A 20,174-nucleotide genomic window follows, 5' to 3' on the forward strand; every position below is an offset into this window, starting at 1 on the left:
TTCGGGGAGGTTTCGAGGTGCGTTCTTCGACCCGGCCAGGCGCGACAATCGCGATTCCGCGCACGGTGGTGGCGCTCGGCTTCGTCAGCCTGTTCATGGACCTCTCGTCCGAGATCATCCACGCGCTGCTGCCGCTGTTCCTGACGGCGACGCTGGGGGCCAGCGTTGTCGTCGTCGGCGTGATCGACGGGATTGCCGAGGCGACCGCGTCCATCTCCAAGATCTTCTCGGGCTATGTCTCGGACCGGATCGGGCGGCGCAAGCCGCTGATCCTGCTGGGCTATGGCATGGCGGCGCTCACCAAGCCGCTGTTCGCGATCGCGCAGAGTGCGGGCCTCGTGCTGGGCGCGCGGTTCGCCGACCGGATCGGCAAGGGGCTGCGCGGCGCGCCGCGCGATGCGCTGGTGGCCGATGTGACGCCCGAGGCGATCCGCGGGCGCGCCTTCGGCCTTCGCCAGTCGATGGATACGATCGGGGCGTTCCTCGGCCCGTTGCTGGCGATCGGCCTGATGCTGCTGTTCCGCAACGACATGCGCGCGGTGTTCTGGGTGGCGGTCATCCCCGCCGTGATGTCGGCCATGATCGTGCTGGTCTGGGTGCGGGAGCCGGCGGACCATGGCGCGGGCACCGCACGGATGCCATTGCGGATGCGCGACATCGGCCAGTTCGACTTCGGTTTCTGGGCCGTGGTGGGGACGGGCGTGATCTTCACGCTCGCGCGGTTCAGCGAAGCCTTTCTGGTGCTCAAGGCGAGCGAGAGCGGCCTGGCCGTCGCGTTCGCGCCGCTGGTCTTCGTCGCGATGAACCTGATCTACTCGACGGGCGCCTATCCTGCCGGCATCCTGTCCGACAGGGTTCCCGCCAAGGTCCTGCTTCGATGGGGGCTGCTCTGTCTTGTCGCGGCGGATGCCCTGCTGGCATTCGGGTCGACGCTGCCGCTCGTCTTCTGCGGCGTCGCGCTGTGGGGCGCGCACATGGCGCTGACCCAGGGCCTGCTCGCCAAGCTGGTGACCGACCGGTCGCCCGGGCGGCTGCGCGGAACGGCCTTCGGCCTGTTCAACCTCGCGACCGGCATCGCCATGCTTGTCGCGAGCGTCGTGGCCGGTCTGCTGTGGGACAGGCTTGGGTCCGCCGCGACCTTCATGGCCGGGGGCGCATTCGGGCTGCTGGCGCTGATGCTGTCCTTCTGGGGGAAAGATCCGACCGTCTGACCGTGCTCGGACCCGGCGATATTGGCGGCGTTAACAGAGTTGGGACCGTGAGGCTGCCGTCGGATCGATCCGCGGCCCAAGCGCCTTATCGATCGATCGACCAGAGCCCGGCGCGGGTGCGGCAGATGGAGCCGAGTCGCTTTTCGCCCTCCCACAGGATTCCCTGCCGGCCGACATCCTCGCGCTGGAGGAGCTGGAAAACATAATCGGGCTCGTCCGCTTCGAATTCGATGCGTTTCGAGATACCATATTTGTCTTTTTCGAACGTGATTGCGAATGACCGCATGAAGAATCTCCGGGATGCGGGCGAAAATCTCTTCTAGCATATTTTAAGATTATTTCAAGAAATGTCCGGATCAACTCATGTTTAGAACGATTCTTTTCAAGAAATACCTGGATTGAATGCCATGATATTTTGGCAAATAATAGAACGGAAGCATATTTACATCATTAAGCTCAAATTGAGTAATTGTCTAAAAATGACCATAACTCGCCTTCTGAGCGCTTTTCAGGGGCGTTGCGCTGTCCTATACCCGTCTCCGTCCCCCGCTCGAACAGGATGGAGGCGCGTTTGGCGGATCCGATGCGCGAGCAACGCCTGCAGATCATGCTCACTCAGGATGAACTGACCGCGATAGACGACTGGCGCTTCGCGCGGCGCATGCCGACGCGGGCGTCCGCGGTGCGCGAGCTGCTGTTTCGCGGCCTTGCCGCCGAAGGATTCGATCTGGCCAAGGTGGGACGGAAGTCGCAGGATTTCGGCGTGGTGAACGGGAAGGGCGAGGGCAAGTAGCGCTCGCGCATCCGCACAGCGTGGCGGCGCACAGGATGATCGGCGAGCGGGCGCGGCGTCCGGAAAAAAAAGCCTGTCCTACATTCCGCGAACAACCATATCTGGATCGCCTCCCAGCGACTTACTCCGGAAGGCATGCCATGACCGCCAAGTTCACCGCCGCGCGCCGCGACGCCTTCCTGCGCGCGCTGGCCGAGACCGGCAACCAGACGATCGCCGCCGAGCGGGCGAAGGTCTCGCGATCCTGGGTGTCCCTGCACCGCGCGAGCGAGCCGCTGTTCCGCCAGGCGATGGACGAGGCGATCGCGGCGGCGCGGGCCGCGTTCGATCCGCATGGCGGCGACGGCTCGTGCGCGGCGCCGCAGGAGGCGCTGCGCTATCATGACGGGAGCGAGCTAGTGGTGCGCGGGAGCAACGGGCGGCGCACGCAAGTGGCGCGGGCGCGCGTCCGGCAGTTCACCCCGCGCAGCGAGGACCGCTTCCTCGCCACGCTGGCCGCGACCTGCAACGTCAAGGCGGCCTGCGCGGAGGTCGGCATGACGGCGGCCGCCGCCTACAAGCACCGGCTGCGCTGGCCGGCCTTCGCACGGCGCTGGGACGAGGCGGTCGAGGTCGGCTATATCCGCATCGAGGCCGCGCTGGTCGAGGCGGCGTGCAATCTCTTCTCCTCGCCCGCGCATCCGCCCGAGGTGCCGGTGCCGGAGATGACGGCGGCGCACGCGATCCAGCTGCTGCACATGCACAAGCATCAGGTTCGCGCGATGGGCAAGCGGCCGGGGCTGCCGCCGCACCGGCCGGGGCTGGACGAGGTGCGCGCCAGCATCCTGCGCAAGATCGAGGCGATCGAGCGGCATGAGAAGCGGCAGGAGATGGCGCGGATCGCGCACCGGCTGTGGTGAGGGCGGCGCGGGCCGGGGAGGCGCGGGGCTGCGTCGGCATCATTGCATGCGGCGCGCAATCGGCTAGCCTGCGCGCATGTGGCTGTTCCGGATCCTGTTCGCCTTCGATGCGCTGGCGCTGCTGGTGCTGCTCTATTTCTTCGTCGAGGGGCTGCAGTACGGCCCGGGGCCGGATTATATGGTCACCTGGCTGCCGATCCTGGCCGTGCCGATCGCGGTGGTGGCGGGCGCCTGGGTGCTGAGCGGGCAGGGCAGGCGGGGGCTGGCCTCGGTGCTGCTCGGGCTGCTGGCGGTGCCGCCGTTCCTCTACCTGCTGTTCCTGATGCTGATGGTGGTGATGCAGCCGGACTTCCGCTGAGGGAAGGGGGCCGGAAATGAAGAAGCCCGCGCTCTCCGGGGAGGGCGCGGGCTTCTTCCTTATCGCTGATGCGTCGATCAGAACTTCTTGCTCAGCTCCACGAACCACTGGCGCGGGGTGCCGGGCTGGCCGTTGACATTGGGGAAGCCGATGTCCTGGTAGATGAAGAAGTTCTGGTAGTAGCGCTTGTTGAACAGGTTGGTGACGCCGAGCGACACGGTGAACTCATGCTCCGTGTTCGCATAGGTCACGCGGCCGTTGAACAGCGAGTAGGCCGGCTGGTTGTAGGTGTTGCGCGCGGCGCTCATCGCGATGTCGCCGGTGTAGAACCAGTCGAGGCGCGGGGTGACCGTGCCGCCGATCGGTTCGGCCGGGATGGTGTACTGGATGCCCATCGTGCCGTTCCACTCGGGCAGGCCGGCGAGCCGGTCGTTGGCGCGGGTGGCGATCTTGAGGTCCGGGGAGTCGAACTTGGAATAGCCGACCGCGCCGTTGATCGCGAGGCCTTCGATGGGGCGGAACTCCATCTCCAGCTCGAAGCCCTTCACCTTGCCCGGCGTGTTCACGAAATAGGTGCGCGGGATCGAGAGGACGCCGACGCCGTTCGCGAGGTTGCGCGTCTCCGTGTTCGGATCGAACGGCGTCGCGCGGCAGGCCGTGGCGCCGGTGCCGCCCGCGGGGAAGCCGACGAGGACGCAGGTGCCGGCCACGGGCGCGCCCGAGAGGGTGTTCGCCTCGGCGCCCGTCACGCTGGTGTAGCGCGACTTGTAGTCGGTGTAGAAGACGTCCGCGTTCAGGCGCAGCCGGCGATCGAGCAGGTCGGCCTTGATGCCGAGCTCATAGGCGAGCGTCTCTTCGCTGCCGAAGGAGACGACCTGGCTCGGCTGCTGCGGGCGCGTATTGTAGCCGGGCAGGCGCGCGCCGGTCGATGCCGAGGCATAGACCATGGTGTGCTCGCTGATGTGATAGTCGACGCCCAGCTTCCAGTCGAAGCGGTCGGCCGCCGGCTTGATCTTGAAGAAGGTATCGCCCGGACCGGGGACCGGGTTGGTGTCGAGCACGTTGCTGAAGTCGACATTCTTCTCGTCATGCGAGTAGCGACCGCCCAGCGTGATGCCGAGGCCCTCGATCGGCTTCACCGTCGCATTGGCGTAAACCGCCTTGCTCTTGGGTGTGTAGCGGATGTTCTGGATCTTGAAGAAAGCGCTCTGCGGCGAATAAGTGATGGCGTGCGTGAAGCCGCTGCCTTCGAAGTAGAAGCCACCGGCGACCCAGTCGACGAGATCGGACTTGCCCGAGAGGCGAAGCTCGAAATTCTTGTAGTCCTCGCCGATGTTGAGGAGGGTGTGCTCAAGCACCAGCGGCGAGCCGTCGATGTCGAAGCTGTGATCCTCGGTCATCTTGCGATAGCCGCCGATGGCGGTCAGGTCGATGCTGTCGGTGAGGCCGACGACCAGCTTGGCCGAGACGCCCCAATTGTCGAGGCGGGTGTTCGGGCTGAACACGGCGCCGCCGCGATTGGAGCGGCCGTTGTGGAAGGTGCTGGCGGCCGTTGCCGGACTGCCGGGATAGGCGGCGCCTGCGGCATAGGCCGGGATGGCGACACCCGCGCCGACCGGGTCCGAATAGGTCGCGTAGGTGGTGAACGGATCGCCGGTCACGAAGCGGCTGTCATATGGCACGCCGAAATAGTTCGACTCCGCCTGGAGATTGGCGCCACCCGGACCGGTCACGGCGACGAGCTGGTCGGCCGGATTCTCCGAACGGTCGCGGGTATAGTCGCCGATCAGGGTCAGCGAGACGTTGTCGACCGGCTCCCACTTCAGGCTGCCGCGGATTGCGCGGACATCCTCGCCGCCCAGACGGCCGACCGTGCAGTCGCCGGCCGAGAAATTGTTGGCCGCATTGTTGATCGCGCTGGCATAAGGCAGCTTGCCGGCCAGCGCGGGCGTGCCCTTGCGCTCCATGTCGCAGCGGAAATCGAGCATGCGCTGATAGCCGTCGCGCTTCTTGGAGACGCCCGAGACCGAGATGCCGAGATGGTCGTTCAGCGGCAGGTTGAAGCCGGCGCGGATGTCGACGCGGTTGTAGCTGCCCATCGTGGCCTGCACATAGGCCGAGGTCTCGGTCAGGCTGGGCTGCTTGGAAACGATGTTGACGGCGCCGGCCAGCGAGTTGCGGCCGAAGAGCGTGCCCTGGGGACCGCGCAGCACCTCGATATGGTCGAGATCGAGCAGGTCGAAGTTGGAGCCCAGCAGCAGCGGATAATAGACGTCGTCGACATAATAGGCGACCGACGGCTCGGAGCCGAGGCTGGTGTCGGCCTGGCCGATGCCGCGGATGAAGGCGCTGACGCCGGGGCCGAATGCGCCCTGCACGCGGCGGAAGGTGGCGTTGGGAACGGCCTGCGAGAGGTCGGCCGTGCTCTTGAGGCCACGCTCCTGGAGCGTGTCGGAGGTGACCGCGGTGATGGCGAGCGGGGTGTCCTGCATGTTCGTCGCCTGACGCGTGGCGGTCACGACGATGTCCTCGAGGCCGGTATTGTTTTCCCCAGCCGCATTCTGGGCCCAGGCGGGCGCGGCGGCGATCAGGGCGGCGGTCGACGCCGACAGCATGAACAATCTGGTCACGATACTTCCTCTCTAAAACTTTGGACGAGCAGAATGGCTGCACTGGCAGCGCTTCTCGTCCCCGCGGCACTTATTCGAATCGGAAGCGGACAATTGACCAAAGGGGAAGACAGTTTTGCCCCATTGTTCCGGAGGCGCGAAGCGGAGGCCCTGTTGCGTCCCTGTCACAGTATCGTCGCATGCCAGCCAGGATGGGCTCGAACATTGATTTAATCCTTGCCGGTTAGTCGTCGTCATAGTGATCATCTGGCTCTGGGAATCGGTGGGGGATTAGGTGGGGAAACAGGCAAGGTGGCTGGTCGGCGGGACATGCCTGACCGTGCGCGGGATCGTTCTGGCTGGTTTGGCGATCGGATGCGGGGCGAACCTCGCCTTCGCGCAGTCGCCGGGCAACGGCGCCCCGACCGCCGCCAATGGTGTCGGCTCGCCGTTCGAGCTCGCCTTCTGGCAATCCATCTCGACGAGTGAGGACCGGGCGCAATATGAGGCCTATCTCGCGCAATATCCCGCAGGGACGTTCAGCGGCCTTGCGCGGGCGAAGATCGCGGCGCTCGATCGGGCGCGGGGCGGCGCGCCGACAGGGACGACGCCGGCTCCGGCAGCGCCTGCTCCCGTGCCGGTCGCGGCGACCGTCGTGAGCCAGCCCGCGCCGGCGCCGAGCCCCGCGCCTGTTCCGGCGCCTGCCCATATGGTCGAAGCGACGCCTGCGCCGGCTGTCGCCGCGCAGCCCGCCCTTGCCACGGCCCCCGCTGCTGTCGCTGCCGCACCGGCTCCGGCTCCGGCTCCGGCTCCGGCCCCGGCGGTGGCCGCGTCGTCCGCACCCGCGCCGGTCGCCAACGATCCCTATGCCAAATTGCGCGCGGCGATGGCGGCGCGGGCCGCCGCCGCCGCCGGTGGCGCTCAGCCGGGCGTGGCGTCCGCGCCGGCGCCTGCCGCGTCGCTCGCCGCGGCGCGGCCTGCGCTGACCGCCATTCCAGCGGTCGCGCTGCCGGATCATTTCTGTTCGGCGGAGGATCGCAATCGCTTCCACGACACGGTGTACAGGCCCGCCGTGGCGATCGCGGACCAGAACAACCAGGCGGCCATCGCCTATCTGGAAAGACTGCAGGCCGACTATGACGCGCGCTCGGGCCAGCGCGAGATCGAGGCGGCCAACATCATCGCCAGGGAAGCGGCCGCCTATAAACCCGTTGCGCAGGAGGCCTATGCGGCGCGGGGAGCCTTCACCCCGTTGTTCGACCGCATCATGGCGCTGCCGATCGCGGCCTGCCCCTGATTTGGCGTGGATGCGGGGCCGTCATGGGCACGTTGGGGTCGCGGTGGGTGCCCGAACGGGGGGCTAGCGGACGCCAATTTAGGCAATGGCTGCAATGGCGTCGCGTCCGGACCGGCGGTCCATGGAGTTCCCCACCCCGCACCACCCTCAGGGGTGAACGCGGATATATTTCTGGATGTTCCGGGGCACGGGTTCGCCGCCGTAGATGTTGCCGGCCTTGTCGACGGTAACGAACTCGGCGGCGGTGCCCTGCGTGGTGCGCGGATCGCCCCAGGGATAGAGGATGAAGTCGCGCACCCAGCCGGTGGCGATGTCGCCGATGCGGATGCCCATCTCGAAGCCCGGATTCTCGACATTGTCGGACTCGGAATCCGCGACATACATGTCGCTGCCGCGAATGAAGATGCCGCTCGGCCGGCCGAACTGCAGCCAGCTCGTCACATAGCTGCCGTCCGGCTTGAAGATCTGGATGCGGTTATTGTAGCGGTCGGCGACATAGATGCGGCCGTCATCGTCGGTGGCGATGGCGTGGATGCCGCGAAATTCCTTCGGCGCGTAGCCGGTCTTGCCGAACTCGGAGACATATTTGCCGTCGAGCGTGAAGCGCACGATGCGGTTGTTGTCGGCGGGATTGTGGCCGTCGGCGACGAGGATGTCGCCGTCTCTGGTGAAGGCGACGTCGCTCGGCGTGCTGAGATGGGCCGGGTCGTTGCCCGCTTCGCCGGGCGTGCCGAGGCGCAGCAGCAGCTTGCCATCCGGGCTGAACTTGACGACCTGCGCGCCGCGCTTGTCGCCCTTGGGAATGAAGCGCGGCGAGACGGCGTCCGTCACCCAGATATTGCCGTCGCGATCGATGCCCATGCCGTGCGGCCAGATGAACAGGCCGCCGCCGAAGCTTTTGATGACATTGCCGTCGAGATCGAACTGGATGATCGGATCGAGCTTCGAGTTCAGGCACTCATAGCCGAACAGGCCGGGCAGCTTGCGTGGGGCGTGGAGGGATGGCTCCTCGGGCGGGGCGCAGCGGATGATCGCCCAGATGCTCTGGCCGTCCGGCGCGGTGACGAGCTTGCCCACCGCCGCCGTCTTGCGGCCGGCCGGGAGCTTGGCCCAGTCATCGGCCAGGCGATAGCGGCTGGGGTGCTGGGCGAGGGCGGCGGTGGGCAGTGAGAGGAGGGCGGCTGCGAGCACCAGCGCTCGCGTGAGCCGGCCAAAGCTGGTGGCGTGTTTCATCATCCCTCCCCCCGTGCAGGTTTGTGCGCGCCTTATCATGCGACGAGGCGGCTTCCTAGCGCAGGAGGCACCAAGGGCCGGTTAAGCGCCTGGATACGCGACAAAAGGAAAGGGCCGCCGGCCTCCCCGCCGACGGCCCCACCCGCAATCGTCAATCAGGATCAGGCGAAGCGCAGCTTGCGATTGCCGCGGCGCATGGCCGCGCCAACGACGCCGAGGCCGCCGATCATCATCGCCCAGGTGGCCGGCTCGGGCACGGCGCCGCCGGCGTTGTAGACGATATTGTCGAACGCGAGATACTCGGACGCGCCGGTGAACTTGCCGAATGTGACGGAGGTCAGGCCCGACCAATTCAGCGTGTGCGTCTGGAAACCGTAGCCGACGGTCAGCAGCTGGCTGACCGTGCCGCCGCCGAAGAGATTGCCGGTCACCAGCGTCGTGTCGGTCGTCAGGCCGTTATGCTGGAACGGACCGAACGCGAGATCGACCGAGTTCAGGCTGAACACGCCGCCGCCCGTCAGCGTGAAGCTGGTGTCCGAATAGCCGCTCGCCATCACCGTCGAGGTGATCGTCGTCGGGAAGTCGGCCGGGCTCGACGGGCTGTAGTAGCAGGCAGCGAAGTCATAGCTATAGGTCAGGCCTTCGGCACTGTGTGAGCCGCCGGAGTCGCAGCGGAACGCGGCTTCGCTTTCGAAGGTGACCGTGGCGGCCTGCGCCGGCAGTGCCGACAGGCCGGTCAGCGCGGCAGCGATCAATCCAATGGCCCGAAACTTCATGTCATATCTCCCACAAGGCTAGGTAAGCCCGGGTGCCATAGACGGTATCAAAGTTTATGGAATCTGTTTTCTTGGGAGCGTAAGGTTAACGTCGGATCGTTATTTCAGTATGTTAGATAGTGAATGTATCATTATGGCCCAGTATCTTTCGGCGGGACCGCGATCCACTCGACCCAAGTCAGTTTCCGCCTTCCAGATACTCGATCAGCCCGCGCTCGTAGCGGCTGAGCCAGCGGGTCTTGCGGGGGAGCGTGAGGCTGTCGCGGAAGGCGATCGGGCTGTCCTTCGCCACCTCGATCAGGGCAGGGTGGATATAGGATTTGCGCGCGATGGCCGGGGTGTTGCCGAGATGCTCGGAGACGAAGGCGAGCATCGCGTTGAGACCGCTCTCTTTGTGCTTCTGAGCGAGCCATTCGAAGGCGAGCGCGCTCGCGGTCCAGGTGCGGAAATGCTTGGCGGTGAAGTCCGCGCCGGTCGTCTCGCGGATATAGGCGTTGACGTCTGAGGAGCTGACCGGGGAGACCTCGCCATCGTCGCGGACATATTGGAAGAGATGCTGGCCGGGCAGGTCCTGCATCTGCCTGACGAAGCGGACGAGGCCGCGATCGGTCACGCGCAGCTCGCATTGCTTGCCGGACTTGGCCTTGAAGCGCAGCAGCAGCCTGTTGCCCGCGATCTTCGCGTGGCGGACGCGCAGGGTGGTGGCGCCGAAGCTCTTGTTCGATTTGGCGTAGGATTCGTTGCCGACGCGGATACGGCCGCTGTCGAGCAGGCGCACGATCGAGGCGATGGCGCGCTGCTGCGAGAGATCGCGGCCGGCCAGATCATCCTCGACGCGGGCGCGGACCAGCGGGAGCAGGCGGCCGAACTGCGCGCAGCTCTCGAACTTGGCGGAATCGCGCGCGGCGGTGAAATCGGGATTGTAGCGATATTGCTTGCGGCCTTTGGCATCGATCCCGGTGGCGAGGATGTGCGCCTGGCGGCTCGGCGCGAACCAGGCATCCTCATAGGCGGGGGGCAGGCCGATCCTGTTGAGCCGGTCGATCTCGTCGCGCTGCGTGATGCGCTCGCCCTTGGGATCGAAATAGGCCCAGTGGCCCCGGTATTTGCGCCGGCGGATGCCCGGCAGGCTGTCATCGACGAAAATCAGGGCTTGGGACATGGGTTTGATGCGGTCTCCCGGGTTGGCCGTGCGGGAACGCATGAGCGCGCGCCTTGTTTCAGAGGCCTGGCGGGCGCATGGGAAGCGCCTTCGACTCCGAGGAGATTCCGCGATGAGCGACACCCGCAGCGAAAGCGACAGCATCGGCAGCATCGACGTCCCCGCCGAGGCCTATTGGGGCGCGCAGACCCAGCGCAGCATCGAGAATTTTCCTTTCCCGCCCGAGGAGCGCATGCCGATCGGCATCGTCCAGGGCCTCGCCATCGTGAAGCGCGCGGCGGCGCGGGTGAATCGAGCGCACGGGCTGGAGGCACGGCTGGCCGATGCGATCGACAGGGCGGCGGCCGAGGTGATTGCGGGCAAGCTCAACGACCAGTTCCCGCTGGTCATCTGGCAGACAGGCAGCGGCACGCAGTCGAACATGAACGTCAACGAGGTGATCGCCGGCCGCGCCAACGAGATCCTCGCCGGGACGCGCGGCGGCAAGAGCCCGGTCCACCCCAACGATCATGTCAATATGAGCCAGTCGTCCAACGACAGCTTCCCGACCGCGCTGCACATCGCGGTGGCGCGCGCGGCGACGGACGAGCTGCTGCCGGCGCTCGACTATCTGCACGACCTGTTCGACGCCAAGGCGAGCGCCTGGGGCGGGATCGTCAAGATCGGCCGCACCCACCTGCAGGATGCGACGCCGCTGACGCTGGGGCAGGAATTTTCCGGTTACGCGCAGATGCTTTCCAATTGCCGCGAGCGGATCGCCCACGCGGTGATGCACGATGTCATGGCGCTGGCGCAGGGCGGGACGGCGGTGGGCACCGGGCTGAACGCGCCGGAAGGCTTTGCGCAGGCGGTTGCGGCGGAGATCGGCGCGATCACCGACATGCCCTTCTATACGGCGCCCAACAAGTTCGAGGCGCTGGCATCCAACGATCCGCTCGTCCATGTCTCCGGCGCGCTCAACACGCTGGCGGTGGCGCTGACCAAGATCGCCAACGACATCCGCCTGCTGGGAAGCGGGCCGCGCTCGGGGCTGGGCGAGCTCGATCTGCCGGCCAACGAGCCGGGCAGCTCGATCATGCCGGGCAAGGTCAACCCGACCCAGTGCGAGATGCTGACGATGGTCGCCGCGCAGGTGATCGGCAATCATCAGGCGGTGACGATCGGGGGCCTGCAGGGGCATCTGGAGCTCAACGTGTTCAAGCCGATGATCGGCGCGGCGGTGCTGCGCTCGATCGGCCTGCTGGCGGTGGGCATGGAGAGCTTCGCCGAGCGGTGCATCGAGGATCTGAAGCCCAACGAGGGGCGGATCGCCGAGCTGGTCGCGCGCTCGCTGATGCTGGTGACGGCGCTGGCGCCGGAGATCGGCTACGACAATGCGGCCAAGATCGCCAAGCAGGCGCATGCCGAGGGGCTGACGTTGCGCGAGGCGGGTCTGAAGCTTGGGCTGGTGGATGAGGCGACGTTCGACCGGCTGGTGCGGCCGGAGGAGATGGTTTGAGCTGCCTTTAGCCCCTCTCCTTCAGGGGAGGGAGTATCAGGTCGGTCATGCCGGGTGGGGATTGGGTGTTGCAGTTCGCTGCGCGACACCCACCCCCTACCCCTCCCTTGAAAGGGAGGGGCCAAGATAGAGGCGGGAACCATATCCCCGACCCATGCCTTCTGTCCGATGGAGGTTCCCATGGCAGCCCGCGCATATTGGCAAGGACAGATCAAGCTCGCCCTCGTGTCGATCCCGGTCGAGGTCTATCCGGCGACCAGATCCGGCGCGACGATCAGCTTTCACCAGATCCACGAGCCGAGCGGCAAGCGCATCCGCTACGAGAAGGTGGCGCCCGGCGTCGGGCCCGTCGATCCCGACGAGATCATGAAGGGGTTCGAGGTCTCCAAGGGCAATTATGTGCTGCTCGACGATGAGGAGATCGAGGCGGTCAAGATCGAGAGCCGCAAGACGCTCGAACTTGTCCAGTTCGTCGACGCCAGCGAGATCGACGTGCTCTATTATGACAAGCCCTATTTCGTCGTGCCGGCGGACGATCTCGCCGAGGAAGCCTATGTCGTGCTGCGCGATGCGCTGCGGCAGAGCAGGAAGGTCGGCCTGGGCCAGCTTTCGGTGCGCGGACGCGAGCAGCTGGTCTCGATCAAGCCCTGCGGGCGCGGGATCGTCATGGAAGTGCTGCGCTATGCCGACGAGGTGCACAAGGCACAGGGCTATTTCCGCGACATAGAGGACAAGAAGCCGGACGAGGATCTGCTCGACCTGGCCACCGCCCTGATCGACAAGAAGACCGCGCCCTTCAAGCCCGCCGAGTTCCACAACCGCTATGTCGAGGCGCTGCAGCGGCTGATCGACAAGAAGCGCAAGGCGCACAGCAGCAAGCGCATCCTGGAGGATGTCGAGGAGCCGGGGCGCGGCGGCGGCAACGTGATCGACCTGATGGCGGCGCTGAAGAAGTCGGTAGGCAGCGAGGGGAAGGCCCCGCCGCGCAAACCGACAGCCAGGAAAACGACTCCGGCCAAGGCAGCGCCCAGACGCAAGAGTGCCTGACGATGGACCTCAACCCCGATACGCCGCTGCATTGGATCGACGCCCCCGTGCTGCTGCGTCTGGGCGTGGCGGCCTTACTTGGTCTGCTGCTCGGATTCGACCGCGAAATGAAGGGGCATAGCGCGGGGCTGCGGACTCACGGGATCGTCTGTTTCAGCGCGGCGCTGATGACCGTCAGTGCCATCGCGCTCTACAATCAGCTCGATACCGGGCAGACTCGCATGGATCCGCTGCGCATCTTTGAAGGATCGGGGGCATTCGTGGGCATCATCGCTGCCGGGCTCATCGTCGTCAGCAAAGGCCAGGTGCACAACATCACGACGGCCGTGCATCTCTGGCTCGCGACGGTGGTCGGCATTGCGTGCGGCGCCGGGCAATGGCCGCTGGTGATGGTTGCGGTGCTGGTGGCGATCATCATGCTGACGATCCTGAGCATGGCCGAGCGTCGCTGGATCAAGCCGCTCGAACATCACCGCCGCGAGGAGGCCGACAATGGCGGATCGTGACGCGCTTGCGACCTACAACGCCAAGCGGGACTTCGGGAAAACGCCCGAACCAGCGGGCAAGGCGCAGAGCAGCCCGGGCGGCAATCTCTTCATCGTGCAGAAGCATGAGGCGACGCGGCTGCACTGGGACTTCCGGCTGGAAGTGGATGGCGTGCTCAAGAGCTGGGCCGTGACGAAGGGGCCGAGCCTCGACCCCGATGACAAGCGCCTCGCGGTGCGGACCGAGGATCATCCGCTCTCCTACGCTCATTTCGAAGGGATCATCCCGGAAGGTGAATATGGCGGCGGGACCGTCATGCTCTGGGATCAGGGCACGTGGGCGCCGATCGCGGGCAAGAGCGCGAAGGACATCGAGAAGGGCCATCTCCATTTCACCTTGCAGGGCGAGCGGATGAAGGGGGAGTGGATCCTGATCCGCCTGCGGCCAAGGCCGGGCGAGAAGCGCGAGAACTGGCTGTTGCGCAAGATCGACGACGCACAGGCGGGATCGGGCGACGAACTGGTCGAGCGGGGCCTGACCAGTGTGCTGACCGGCCGGACGATGGCGCAGATCGCGGCCGACAAGGGCGGCACGCAGTCGCTCGCCGGCAAGAAGGGCAAAGCGTTCAACGCCGCGATGGCGGCAGCGGCAACGCATAATGCCAAGGCGACTGGGCCCCGAAAGGCGACACGCAAATCGAGCAATGCCAGGTTGCCGGGCTTCCAGCCGGTCCAGCTCGCGACCCTGGTCGACGACGTGCCCACCGGCAACGACTGGATGCACGAGATCAAGTTCGACGGCTATCGTGCGCTGATCGCGGCGAAGGGCAGCGAGGTGAAGATCTATACCCGAACCGGCCTCGACTGGACGGAGAAGTTCGCGCCGCTGGCGCAGGCAATCCGCCCGCTCGATCTGCCCGCCTGCCTGATCGACGGCGAGATCGTCGCCTATGACAGGGACGGCAATCCCGATTTCTCCTCGTTGCAGAACGTGCTGAAGCGCGGCCATGGCGCGCAGGGCGCGGGGGACAGCTTCGCGTTCCACGCCTTCGACCTCCTCTCGCTGGAGGGGCAGGATCTGAAGTCGCTGCCCAATATCGAGCGCAAGGAGCGGCTGGAGGCGCTGCTGGTCCATGCCAGCGCACCGATCCACGTCGCGGATCATGTCATTGGTGCGGGCGAGAAATTGTTCGAGGCGATGTGCAAGGCGGGGCAGGAGGGGATCATCGCCAAGCGGATCGACGCGCCCTATCGCGGCGACCGCACGCGCAACTGGCTGAAGGTCAAATGCACGCTGCGACAGGAGTTCGTGATCCTCGGCTGGACGAAGAGCAGCGCCCGGGCTCGTCCATTCAGATCGCTGTTGCTGGGCCAGCGGGAAGGGAGCAAGTTCGTCTACAAGGGCAAGGTCGGGACCGGATTCGATGGCGATCTGCTGACCGATCTTGCCGGGAAGATGGCGCCGCTCGCGCAGGACAAGGCGGCGGCCGAGGTGCCGCGCGAGGAAGCGCGGGGCGCGCAGTGGATCAAGCCCGAGTTGGTCGCGGAGATCGCCTTTTCCGAGATCACTGCGGAGGGACGGGTGCGCCACGGCAGCTTCATCGGGTTGCGATCGGACAAGGAGGCCAAGGCGGTGAAACCGGAAAAGGCGATCGCGGTGCCCGAGCCATCGACCCATATCCAGATCACCAACCCCGATCGCGTCATCTTCGACGAGAGCGGGCAGACCAAGGGCGACCTGGCCGCTTATTACGAACAGATCGCGCCGCTGATGCTGCCCTTCGCCGCCAACCGGCCGGTGAGCCTGGTGCGCTGCCCGCAGGGGCGCGGCAAGAAATGCTTCTTCCAGAAGCATGACAGCGGTTCGTTCGGGGAGCATGTCTTCCATGTGCCGATCGTCGAGAAGGATGGCGGGGCGGAGGATTATCTCTATCTGACCGACGCGGACGGCATCCTCGCCTGCGTGCAGATGGGCACGATCGAGTTCCACGGCTGGGGATCGCGCGCCGACGATGTCGAGCATCCCGACCGGATGGTGTTCGATCTCGATCCCGACGAGGGGCTGGACTTCGAGGACGTGAAGCGCGCCGCGCGGGACATTCGCCGGCGCCTGTCCGACATCGGGCTGGTCAGCTTCGCGATGCTCTCGGGGGGCAAGGGCATCCATGTCGTCGTGCCGCTGACGCCCGGGCATGACTGGGACGCGCACAAGGATTTTGCCCATCGCTTCGCCGAGGCGCTGAGTGCGATCGAGCCCGAGCGCTTCATCGCGACGATGAGCAAGGCCAAGCGCAAGGGCAAGATCTTCATCGACTATCTGCGCAACCAGCGCGGCAGCACCGCCGTCCTGCCTTATTCGGCGCGGGCGCGGGCAGGCGCGCCGGTGGCGGTGCCGATCGCCTGGGAAGAGCTGGACGGGATCAAGAATGCGCATCCTTTCAACATCGGCGATGGCGCGACGCTGATCGAGCACGCGCAGGACAAGGCGCTGCATGGCTGGGGCTTCGCGGCGCAGGCGCTGCCGGCGCTCTAAATTCCTCCCCAAGCAAGATCGGGGAGGAATTTGCATCGCTTCGTCGCGGCGACGCTTCCACGCGACGGACTTGCGACGAGTGGCGGAACCTCGCCGCCGCCCGGCCGTTCGGGAAGAAGAGATACTCATCGAGAGGAGCCCATCATGGCTGACACACTCGCGACGGAAGAAACCAATCGCCTGATTTCCTCGGACCGCGTCGAGGGCACGACAGTGTATAACCGCAATGGCGAGAAGCTCGGCAGCGTCCGCAACTTCATGGTCGACAAGCGCAGCGGCAAGGCGGAGTATGCCGTGCTGCAGTTTGGCGGCCTGTTCGGCCTCGGCAGCGACCATTATCCTATCCCGTGGGACATGCTCGACTATGACACCGATCTTGGCGGCTATGTCGTCGACATCGACAAGTCGAAGCTGGAGCGCGCGCCGCGTTATGCATCGGAACAGCCGGCCTACGACCATCTCTATGGTCGCGAGGTCTATGGCTATTGGGGAGTCCCCTACCCGTTCGTCTGAGCGGGGCGAACGGGGCGCGCCGGCCGGGCAGAGACAGTCCGTCTCCCAGCCCGGCCGGCCGATCCCGGGAGAAAGATGATGCCTGCCAAATCACAAGCACAGCAGAAAGCCGCCGGCGCCGCCTTGTCGGCGAAGCGCGGCGATACCAAGAAGAGCGAGCTCAAGGGCGCCTCTCGCGGCATGTATGACTCGATGAGCGAGACGCAGCTCGAGGAGTTCGCCCACACCAAGCGCAAGGGCAAGCCGCAGCACGCGGGCTAGCCGGGCGCCAATTCGATCGGGGCGCAACAGGAGGAAAGCTGGTGGCCGACACGGTCGACCGGGTGCGTGAGGATGCGCTGCCCGGGCAGGAAGCAAGCTTGGAGCCCAAGCCCGACTGGACGCCGCGCTATCCGGGCTCCGGGCGGCTCGCGGGCAAGGTCGCGATCGTGACGGGCGCCGACAGCGGCATCGGACGCGCGGTGGCCGCCCTGTTCGCGCGCGAGGGCGCGGACATTGTCGTCGCTTATCTGTGCGAGCATCAGGACGCGCAGGAGACCGAACGCATCGTGCATGCCGAGGGGCGCAAGAGCCTGGCATTCGCCGGGGATCTCGGCGACAAGGCGGTCTGCGAGGAGCTGGTCTACAAGACGATGGCGGCATTCGGGCACATCGACATTCTCGTCAACAATGCCGGCGAGCAGCATCCCGACAAGCAGATCGAGGATATCAGCGAGCAGCAGCTTCGCCGCACCTTCCAGACCAACATCTTTGGCATGTTCTTCCTGACGCAGGCCGTGGTGCCGCATCTCAAGGCCGGCGCGGCGATCATCAATTGCACCTCGGTCACCATGTATCAGGGCTCGAAGGAGCTGCTCGATTATTCCAGCACCAAGGGCGCGATCACGGCGTTCACCCGGTCGCTCAGCGAAAACCTGATCGAGAAGGCTATTCGCGTGAATGCGGTGGCGCCGGGGCCGATCTGGACGCCGCTCAATCCCTCCGGCGGCGCAAGCAAGGAGAAGCTCGCGCATTTCGGCGAGAGTACCCCGATGGGGCGGCCGGGCCAGCCCAATGAGGTGGCGCCGAGCTTCCTGTTCCTGGCCTGCGAGGATGCCAGCTACATGAGCGGCCAGGTGCTGCACCCCAATGGCGGGACGATCGTGGGCAGTTGATCGGATCGGGCGCGGGCAGGCGCCTGAAAGAAATCTCTGTTCCAGACCCACCCTGTCATGCCACGATGCAGCATGCAGGCATCCACGACCCCCACCGCCCGTCCGCTCCCCGAACTCACGGTCCGCGGCATCCTCCTGGGCGGGCTCATCACCGTCTTGTTCACCGCCGCCAACGTCTATCTGGGGCTGAAGGTCGGGCTGACCTTCGCCACCTCGCTTCCGGCGGCGGTCATCTCGATGGCGGTGCTGCGCTTCTTCCGGAATGCCAATATCCTCGAGAACAACATCGTCCAGACGATCGCGAGCGCGGCGGGGACGCTGGCGGCGATCATCTTCGTGCTGCCGGGCCTGATCCTGGTCGGCTGGTGGACGGGCTTTCCCTATTGGACGACCGCCGCGGTCTGCGCGGTGGGCGGCATTCTCGGCGTGATGTTCTCGGTGCCGCTGCGCCGCGCGCTGGTGACGGGATCGGACCTGCCCTATCCCGAAGGCGTCGCGGCAGCCGAGGTGCTCAAGGTGGGCGCGGCGCAGGACGGCGACGTCGAGAATGCCCGGGGCCTGCGCGTCATCCTGCTGGGCTCGCTTGTCTCCGCGGGCTTCGCGCTGCTCGTTGCGATGAAGCTCGTCGCCGGCGAGGCGGTGAAGAATTTCCGCGTCGGCAGCGGCGCGAGCGGCGTTTCGACCAGCTTCTCGATGGCGCTGATCGGGGTCGGCCATCTTGTCGGCCTGTCGGTCGGCGCGGCGATGTTCGTCGGGATGTTGATCGCCTGGGCCGGCCTGATGCCCTATCTGACCGGCGGCGTTCCCGGCGATCTCGACGCGGTGGTGACGGCCGCGTTCCGCAGCGAGGTGCGCTTCATCGGCGCCGGCACGATCGGCGTCGCGGCGATCTGGACCCTGCTCAAGATCTTGGGGCCGATCATCGGCGGCATCCGCTCGGCCATGGCCGCGGCGCGGGCGCGGCAGGACGGATCGATCCTGGAGCTGACCGAGCGTGACCTGCCGATCGGCATCGTCGGCGCCTCCATTCTCGCGACGCTGCCGCTGATCGGCTTCCTGCTCTGGCGTTTCTCGGCGGGCGGGCCGATCCACGATCATGGCCTGTCGGTGATCATCGGCACGATCCTCTACATCCTCGTCATCGGCGTGGTGATCGCGGCGGTGTGCGGCTATATGGCGGGGCTGATCGGCGCCTCGAACAGCCCCGTGTCGGGCGTCGGCATTCTCGCGGTGCTGGGGGCCTCGCTCCTGCTCGTCCTCCTCTACGGCCACAGCGCCGACATCGCGCAGACCAACGCGCTGATCGCCTATGCGCTGTTCACCACTGCCATCGTGTTCTCCGTCGCGACCATCTCGAACGACAATCTCCAGGATCTCAAGACCGGCCAGCTGGTCGGTGCGACGCCGTGGAAGCAGCAGGTCGCGCTGGTGCTGGGCGTCATCTTCGGGTCGCTGGTGATCCCGCCCGTGCTCGATCTGCTCAACACCGCCTTCACGTTTCAGGGTGCGCCGAATGCCAAGGACACGGCCCTGGCGGCCCCCCAGGCCGCGCTGATCTCGTCGCTGGCCAAGGGCGTGCTCGGCGGCGATCTCGACTGGCGCCTGATCGGCACGGGCGCGGGCATCGGCGTGCTGGTGATCCTGCTGGACGAAATGCTCGGCCGCGCTGGCAAGATGCGCCTGCCGCCGCTCGCCGTAGGCATGGGCATCTATCTGCCGATGGCGCTGACCTTGCTGATCCCGGTCGGCGCGGTGATCGGCCATTTCTACGACAAATGGGCGGGACGGACGGGCAATCCGGCCTTTGCCGAGCGTATGGGCGTGCTGGCGGCGACCGGCCTGATCGTCGGCGAGAGCCTGTTCGGGGTGATCTTCGCCGGCATTGTCGGCGGCACCGGCAAGGACGCGCCGCTGGCGGTGGTGGGGGCGGGCTTCGAGACTGTGGCGCTCGTCGCCGCGCCGATCCTGTTCGCGGGGCTGATCTGGCTGCTCTACAACCGGACGAAGGCGATGGCGCGGGAGGCGTAGTTGCGGGGAGGCGCCATTGCTGACATTGCATTTTTGCCCTCTCCCGCTTTCGCGGGAGAGGGTTGGGGGAGGGTCTTTCTTCTATTAGGATGAAGACCATGTATCCGGTTCGCCGCCAGATCAGTCCGCATGCCGCGCCGCTGCGCCGGAGCATGACCGATGTCGAACAGCGGCTTTGGCAAGCCTTGCGGGCGCGGCAGCTGATGGGCTTCAAGGTCCGCCGGCAGGCCACGATCGGGCCGTTTATCGTCGATTTCCTCTGTATCGAAGCGAGGCTCGTCGTCGAGCTTGACGGCGGCCAGCATGATGGAGAGCGGGATTCATCCCGCACGGACTTTCTCCAGGCGAAGGGGTATCGGGTCCTGCGCTTCTGGAATCATGAGGTCGTCGAGAATTTCGATGGCGTCACCGAAGCCATCGCCGCCGCGCTTGGCGAAGGAAGAAAGACCCTCACCCAACCCTCTCCCGCGAAAGCGGGAGAGGGCTAAGGCGACCGGCCACCACCACCCCAATCTAGCCGAATCAGACGGTCAGCGCCCGACCCAATTCTCGAGCGTGAGTGCTGTCCTCCGGCACCT

The 20,174-nt window shown here is 66.0% G+C and carries 19 protein-coding genes; 14 read left to right on the top strand and 5 right to left on the bottom strand.

The genetic code is table 11. The features are described 5' to 3' along the window. Window positions 1-17 precede the first annotated feature (17 nt). Window positions 18-1,211, top strand: coding sequence for an MFS transporter (locus KK488_RS14430; protein WP_214624399.1), 1,194 nt, complete (start codon window positions 18-20; stop codon window positions 1,209-1,211). 85 nt (window positions 1,212-1,296) lie between these two features. Here KK488_RS14430 and KK488_RS14435 read toward each other — a convergent pair whose 3' ends face one another. Beyond that, the gene (locus KK488_RS14435; protein WP_214624400.1) at window positions 1,297-1,497 is read right to left on the bottom strand and encodes a hypothetical protein; all 201 of its coding nucleotides are present in this window, start codon (window positions 1,495-1,497) and stop codon (window positions 1,297-1,299) included. A gap of 297 nt (window positions 1,498-1,794) precedes the next feature. On the opposite strand from KK488_RS14435, the gene KK488_RS14440 reads away from it, so the two are divergent. The 3 genes from KK488_RS14440 (at window position 1,795) to KK488_RS14450 (ending at window position 3,261) form a co-directional block, all read left to right on the top strand. Next, the gene (locus tag KK488_RS14440) at window positions 1,795-2,004 is read left to right on the top strand and encodes a hypothetical protein (protein ID WP_214624401.1); all 210 of its coding nucleotides are present in this window, start codon (window positions 1,795-1,797) and stop codon (window positions 2,002-2,004) included. Window positions 2,005-2,144: 140 nt separating this feature from the next. Further along, window positions 2,145-2,903, top strand: a complete 759-nt coding sequence (locus KK488_RS14445; protein ID WP_214624402.1) for a hypothetical protein — start codon at window positions 2,145-2,147, stop codon at window positions 2,901-2,903. A 76-nt stretch (window positions 2,904-2,979) separates the two neighbouring features. After that, window positions 2,980-3,261, top strand: coding sequence for a hypothetical protein (locus KK488_RS14450; protein WP_214624403.1), 282 nt, complete (start codon window positions 2,980-2,982; stop codon window positions 3,259-3,261). 77 nt (window positions 3,262-3,338) lie between these two features. Here the strand turns inward: KK488_RS14450 and KK488_RS14455 are convergent, their stop codons facing one another. Then, window positions 3,339-5,891 carry a TonB-dependent receptor gene (locus KK488_RS14455; RefSeq protein WP_214624404.1) on the bottom strand — a complete coding sequence of 851 codons (2,553 nt, stop codon included), beginning with the start codon at window positions 5,889-5,891 and terminating at the stop codon, window positions 3,339-3,341. Window positions 5,892-6,210: 319 nt separating this feature from the next. On the opposite strand from KK488_RS14455, the gene KK488_RS14460 reads away from it, so the two are divergent. Then, the gene (locus KK488_RS14460) at window positions 6,211-7,167 is read left to right on the top strand and encodes a hypothetical protein (RefSeq protein WP_214624405.1); all 957 of its coding nucleotides are present in this window, start codon (window positions 6,211-6,213) and stop codon (window positions 7,165-7,167) included. A 147-nt stretch (window positions 7,168-7,314) separates the two neighbouring features. On the opposite strand, the gene KK488_RS14465 is transcribed toward KK488_RS14460, so the two are convergent. The 3 genes from KK488_RS14465 to KK488_RS14475 form a co-directional block, all read right to left on the bottom strand. Continuing rightward, window positions 7,315-8,400 carry an NHL repeat-containing protein gene (locus tag KK488_RS14465; protein WP_214624406.1) on the bottom strand — a complete coding sequence of 362 codons (1,086 nt, stop codon included), beginning with the start codon at window positions 8,398-8,400 and terminating at the stop codon, window positions 7,315-7,317. Between the two features lie 161 nt (window positions 8,401-8,561). Then, window positions 8,562-9,176, bottom strand: a complete 615-nt coding sequence (locus KK488_RS21420; RefSeq protein WP_250890451.1) for a PEPxxWA-CTERM sorting domain-containing protein — start codon at window positions 9,174-9,176, stop codon at window positions 8,562-8,564. A 178-nt stretch (window positions 9,177-9,354) separates the two neighbouring features. Further along, window positions 9,355-10,338, bottom strand: a complete 984-nt coding sequence (locus KK488_RS14475) for a DNA topoisomerase IB (RefSeq protein ID WP_214624407.1) — start codon at window positions 10,336-10,338, stop codon at window positions 9,355-9,357. Between the two features lie 112 nt (window positions 10,339-10,450). Here KK488_RS14475 and fumC point away from each other — a divergent pair, with 112 nt between their 5' ends. The 9 genes from fumC to KK488_RS14520 all read left to right on the top strand — a co-directional run bounded on the left by fumC (window position 10,451) and on the right by KK488_RS14520 (window position 20,084). Further along, complete coding sequence (gene fumC / locus KK488_RS14480; RefSeq protein WP_214624408.1) at window positions 10,451-11,836, top strand: class II fumarate hydratase; 1,386 nt, start codon at window positions 10,451-10,453, stop codon at window positions 11,834-11,836. A gap of 180 nt (window positions 11,837-12,016) precedes the next feature. After that, window positions 12,017-12,883: a non-homologous end joining protein Ku gene (gene ku, locus KK488_RS14485; RefSeq protein ID WP_214624409.1), complete on the top strand. Its 867-nt coding sequence runs from the start codon at window positions 12,017-12,019 to the stop codon at window positions 12,881-12,883. Between the two features lie 2 nt (window positions 12,884-12,885). After that, complete coding sequence (locus KK488_RS14490) at window positions 12,886-13,389, top strand: MgtC/SapB family protein (protein ID WP_214624410.1); 504 nt, start codon at window positions 12,886-12,888, stop codon at window positions 13,387-13,389. Beyond that, window positions 13,376-15,901: a DNA ligase D gene (gene ligD / locus KK488_RS14495; RefSeq protein WP_214624411.1), complete on the top strand. Its 2,526-nt coding sequence runs from the start codon at window positions 13,376-13,378 to the stop codon at window positions 15,899-15,901. The genes KK488_RS14490 and ligD overlap by 14 nt, the downstream gene beginning before the upstream one ends. 144 nt (window positions 15,902-16,045) lie before the next feature. Then, window positions 16,046-16,414 (top strand): PRC-barrel domain-containing protein, encoded by a 369-nt coding sequence (locus tag KK488_RS14500; RefSeq protein ID WP_214624412.1) that lies wholly within the window; start codon window positions 16,046-16,048, stop codon window positions 16,412-16,414. A gap of 78 nt (window positions 16,415-16,492) precedes the next feature. Further along, a complete protein-coding gene (locus KK488_RS14505) occupies window positions 16,493-16,675 on the top strand; it encodes a DUF3008 family protein (protein WP_214624413.1) in 183 nt (60 codons plus the stop codon). Window positions 16,676-16,716: 41 nt separating this feature from the next. Next, window positions 16,717-17,568 carry an SDR family oxidoreductase gene (locus tag KK488_RS14510; RefSeq protein WP_214624414.1) on the top strand — a complete coding sequence of 284 codons (852 nt, stop codon included), beginning with the start codon at window positions 16,717-16,719 and terminating at the stop codon, window positions 17,566-17,568. Between the two features lie 72 nt (window positions 17,569-17,640). Beyond that, window positions 17,641-19,596, top strand: a complete 1,956-nt coding sequence (locus KK488_RS14515; RefSeq protein WP_214624415.1) for an OPT family oligopeptide transporter — start codon at window positions 17,641-17,643, stop codon at window positions 19,594-19,596. Window positions 19,597-19,694: 98 nt separating this feature from the next. Further along, on the top strand, window positions 19,695-20,084 hold the full coding sequence (locus tag KK488_RS14520) for an endonuclease domain-containing protein (RefSeq protein ID WP_214624416.1): 390 nt from the start codon (window positions 19,695-19,697) through the stop codon (window positions 20,082-20,084). Window positions 20,085-20,174 lie beyond the last annotated feature (90 nt).

Source organism: Sphingobium nicotianae (genome assembly GCF_018603885.1).
GTDB classification, from domain to species: Bacteria; Pseudomonadota; Alphaproteobacteria; order Sphingomonadales; family Sphingomonadaceae; genus Sphingobium; species Sphingobium nicotianae.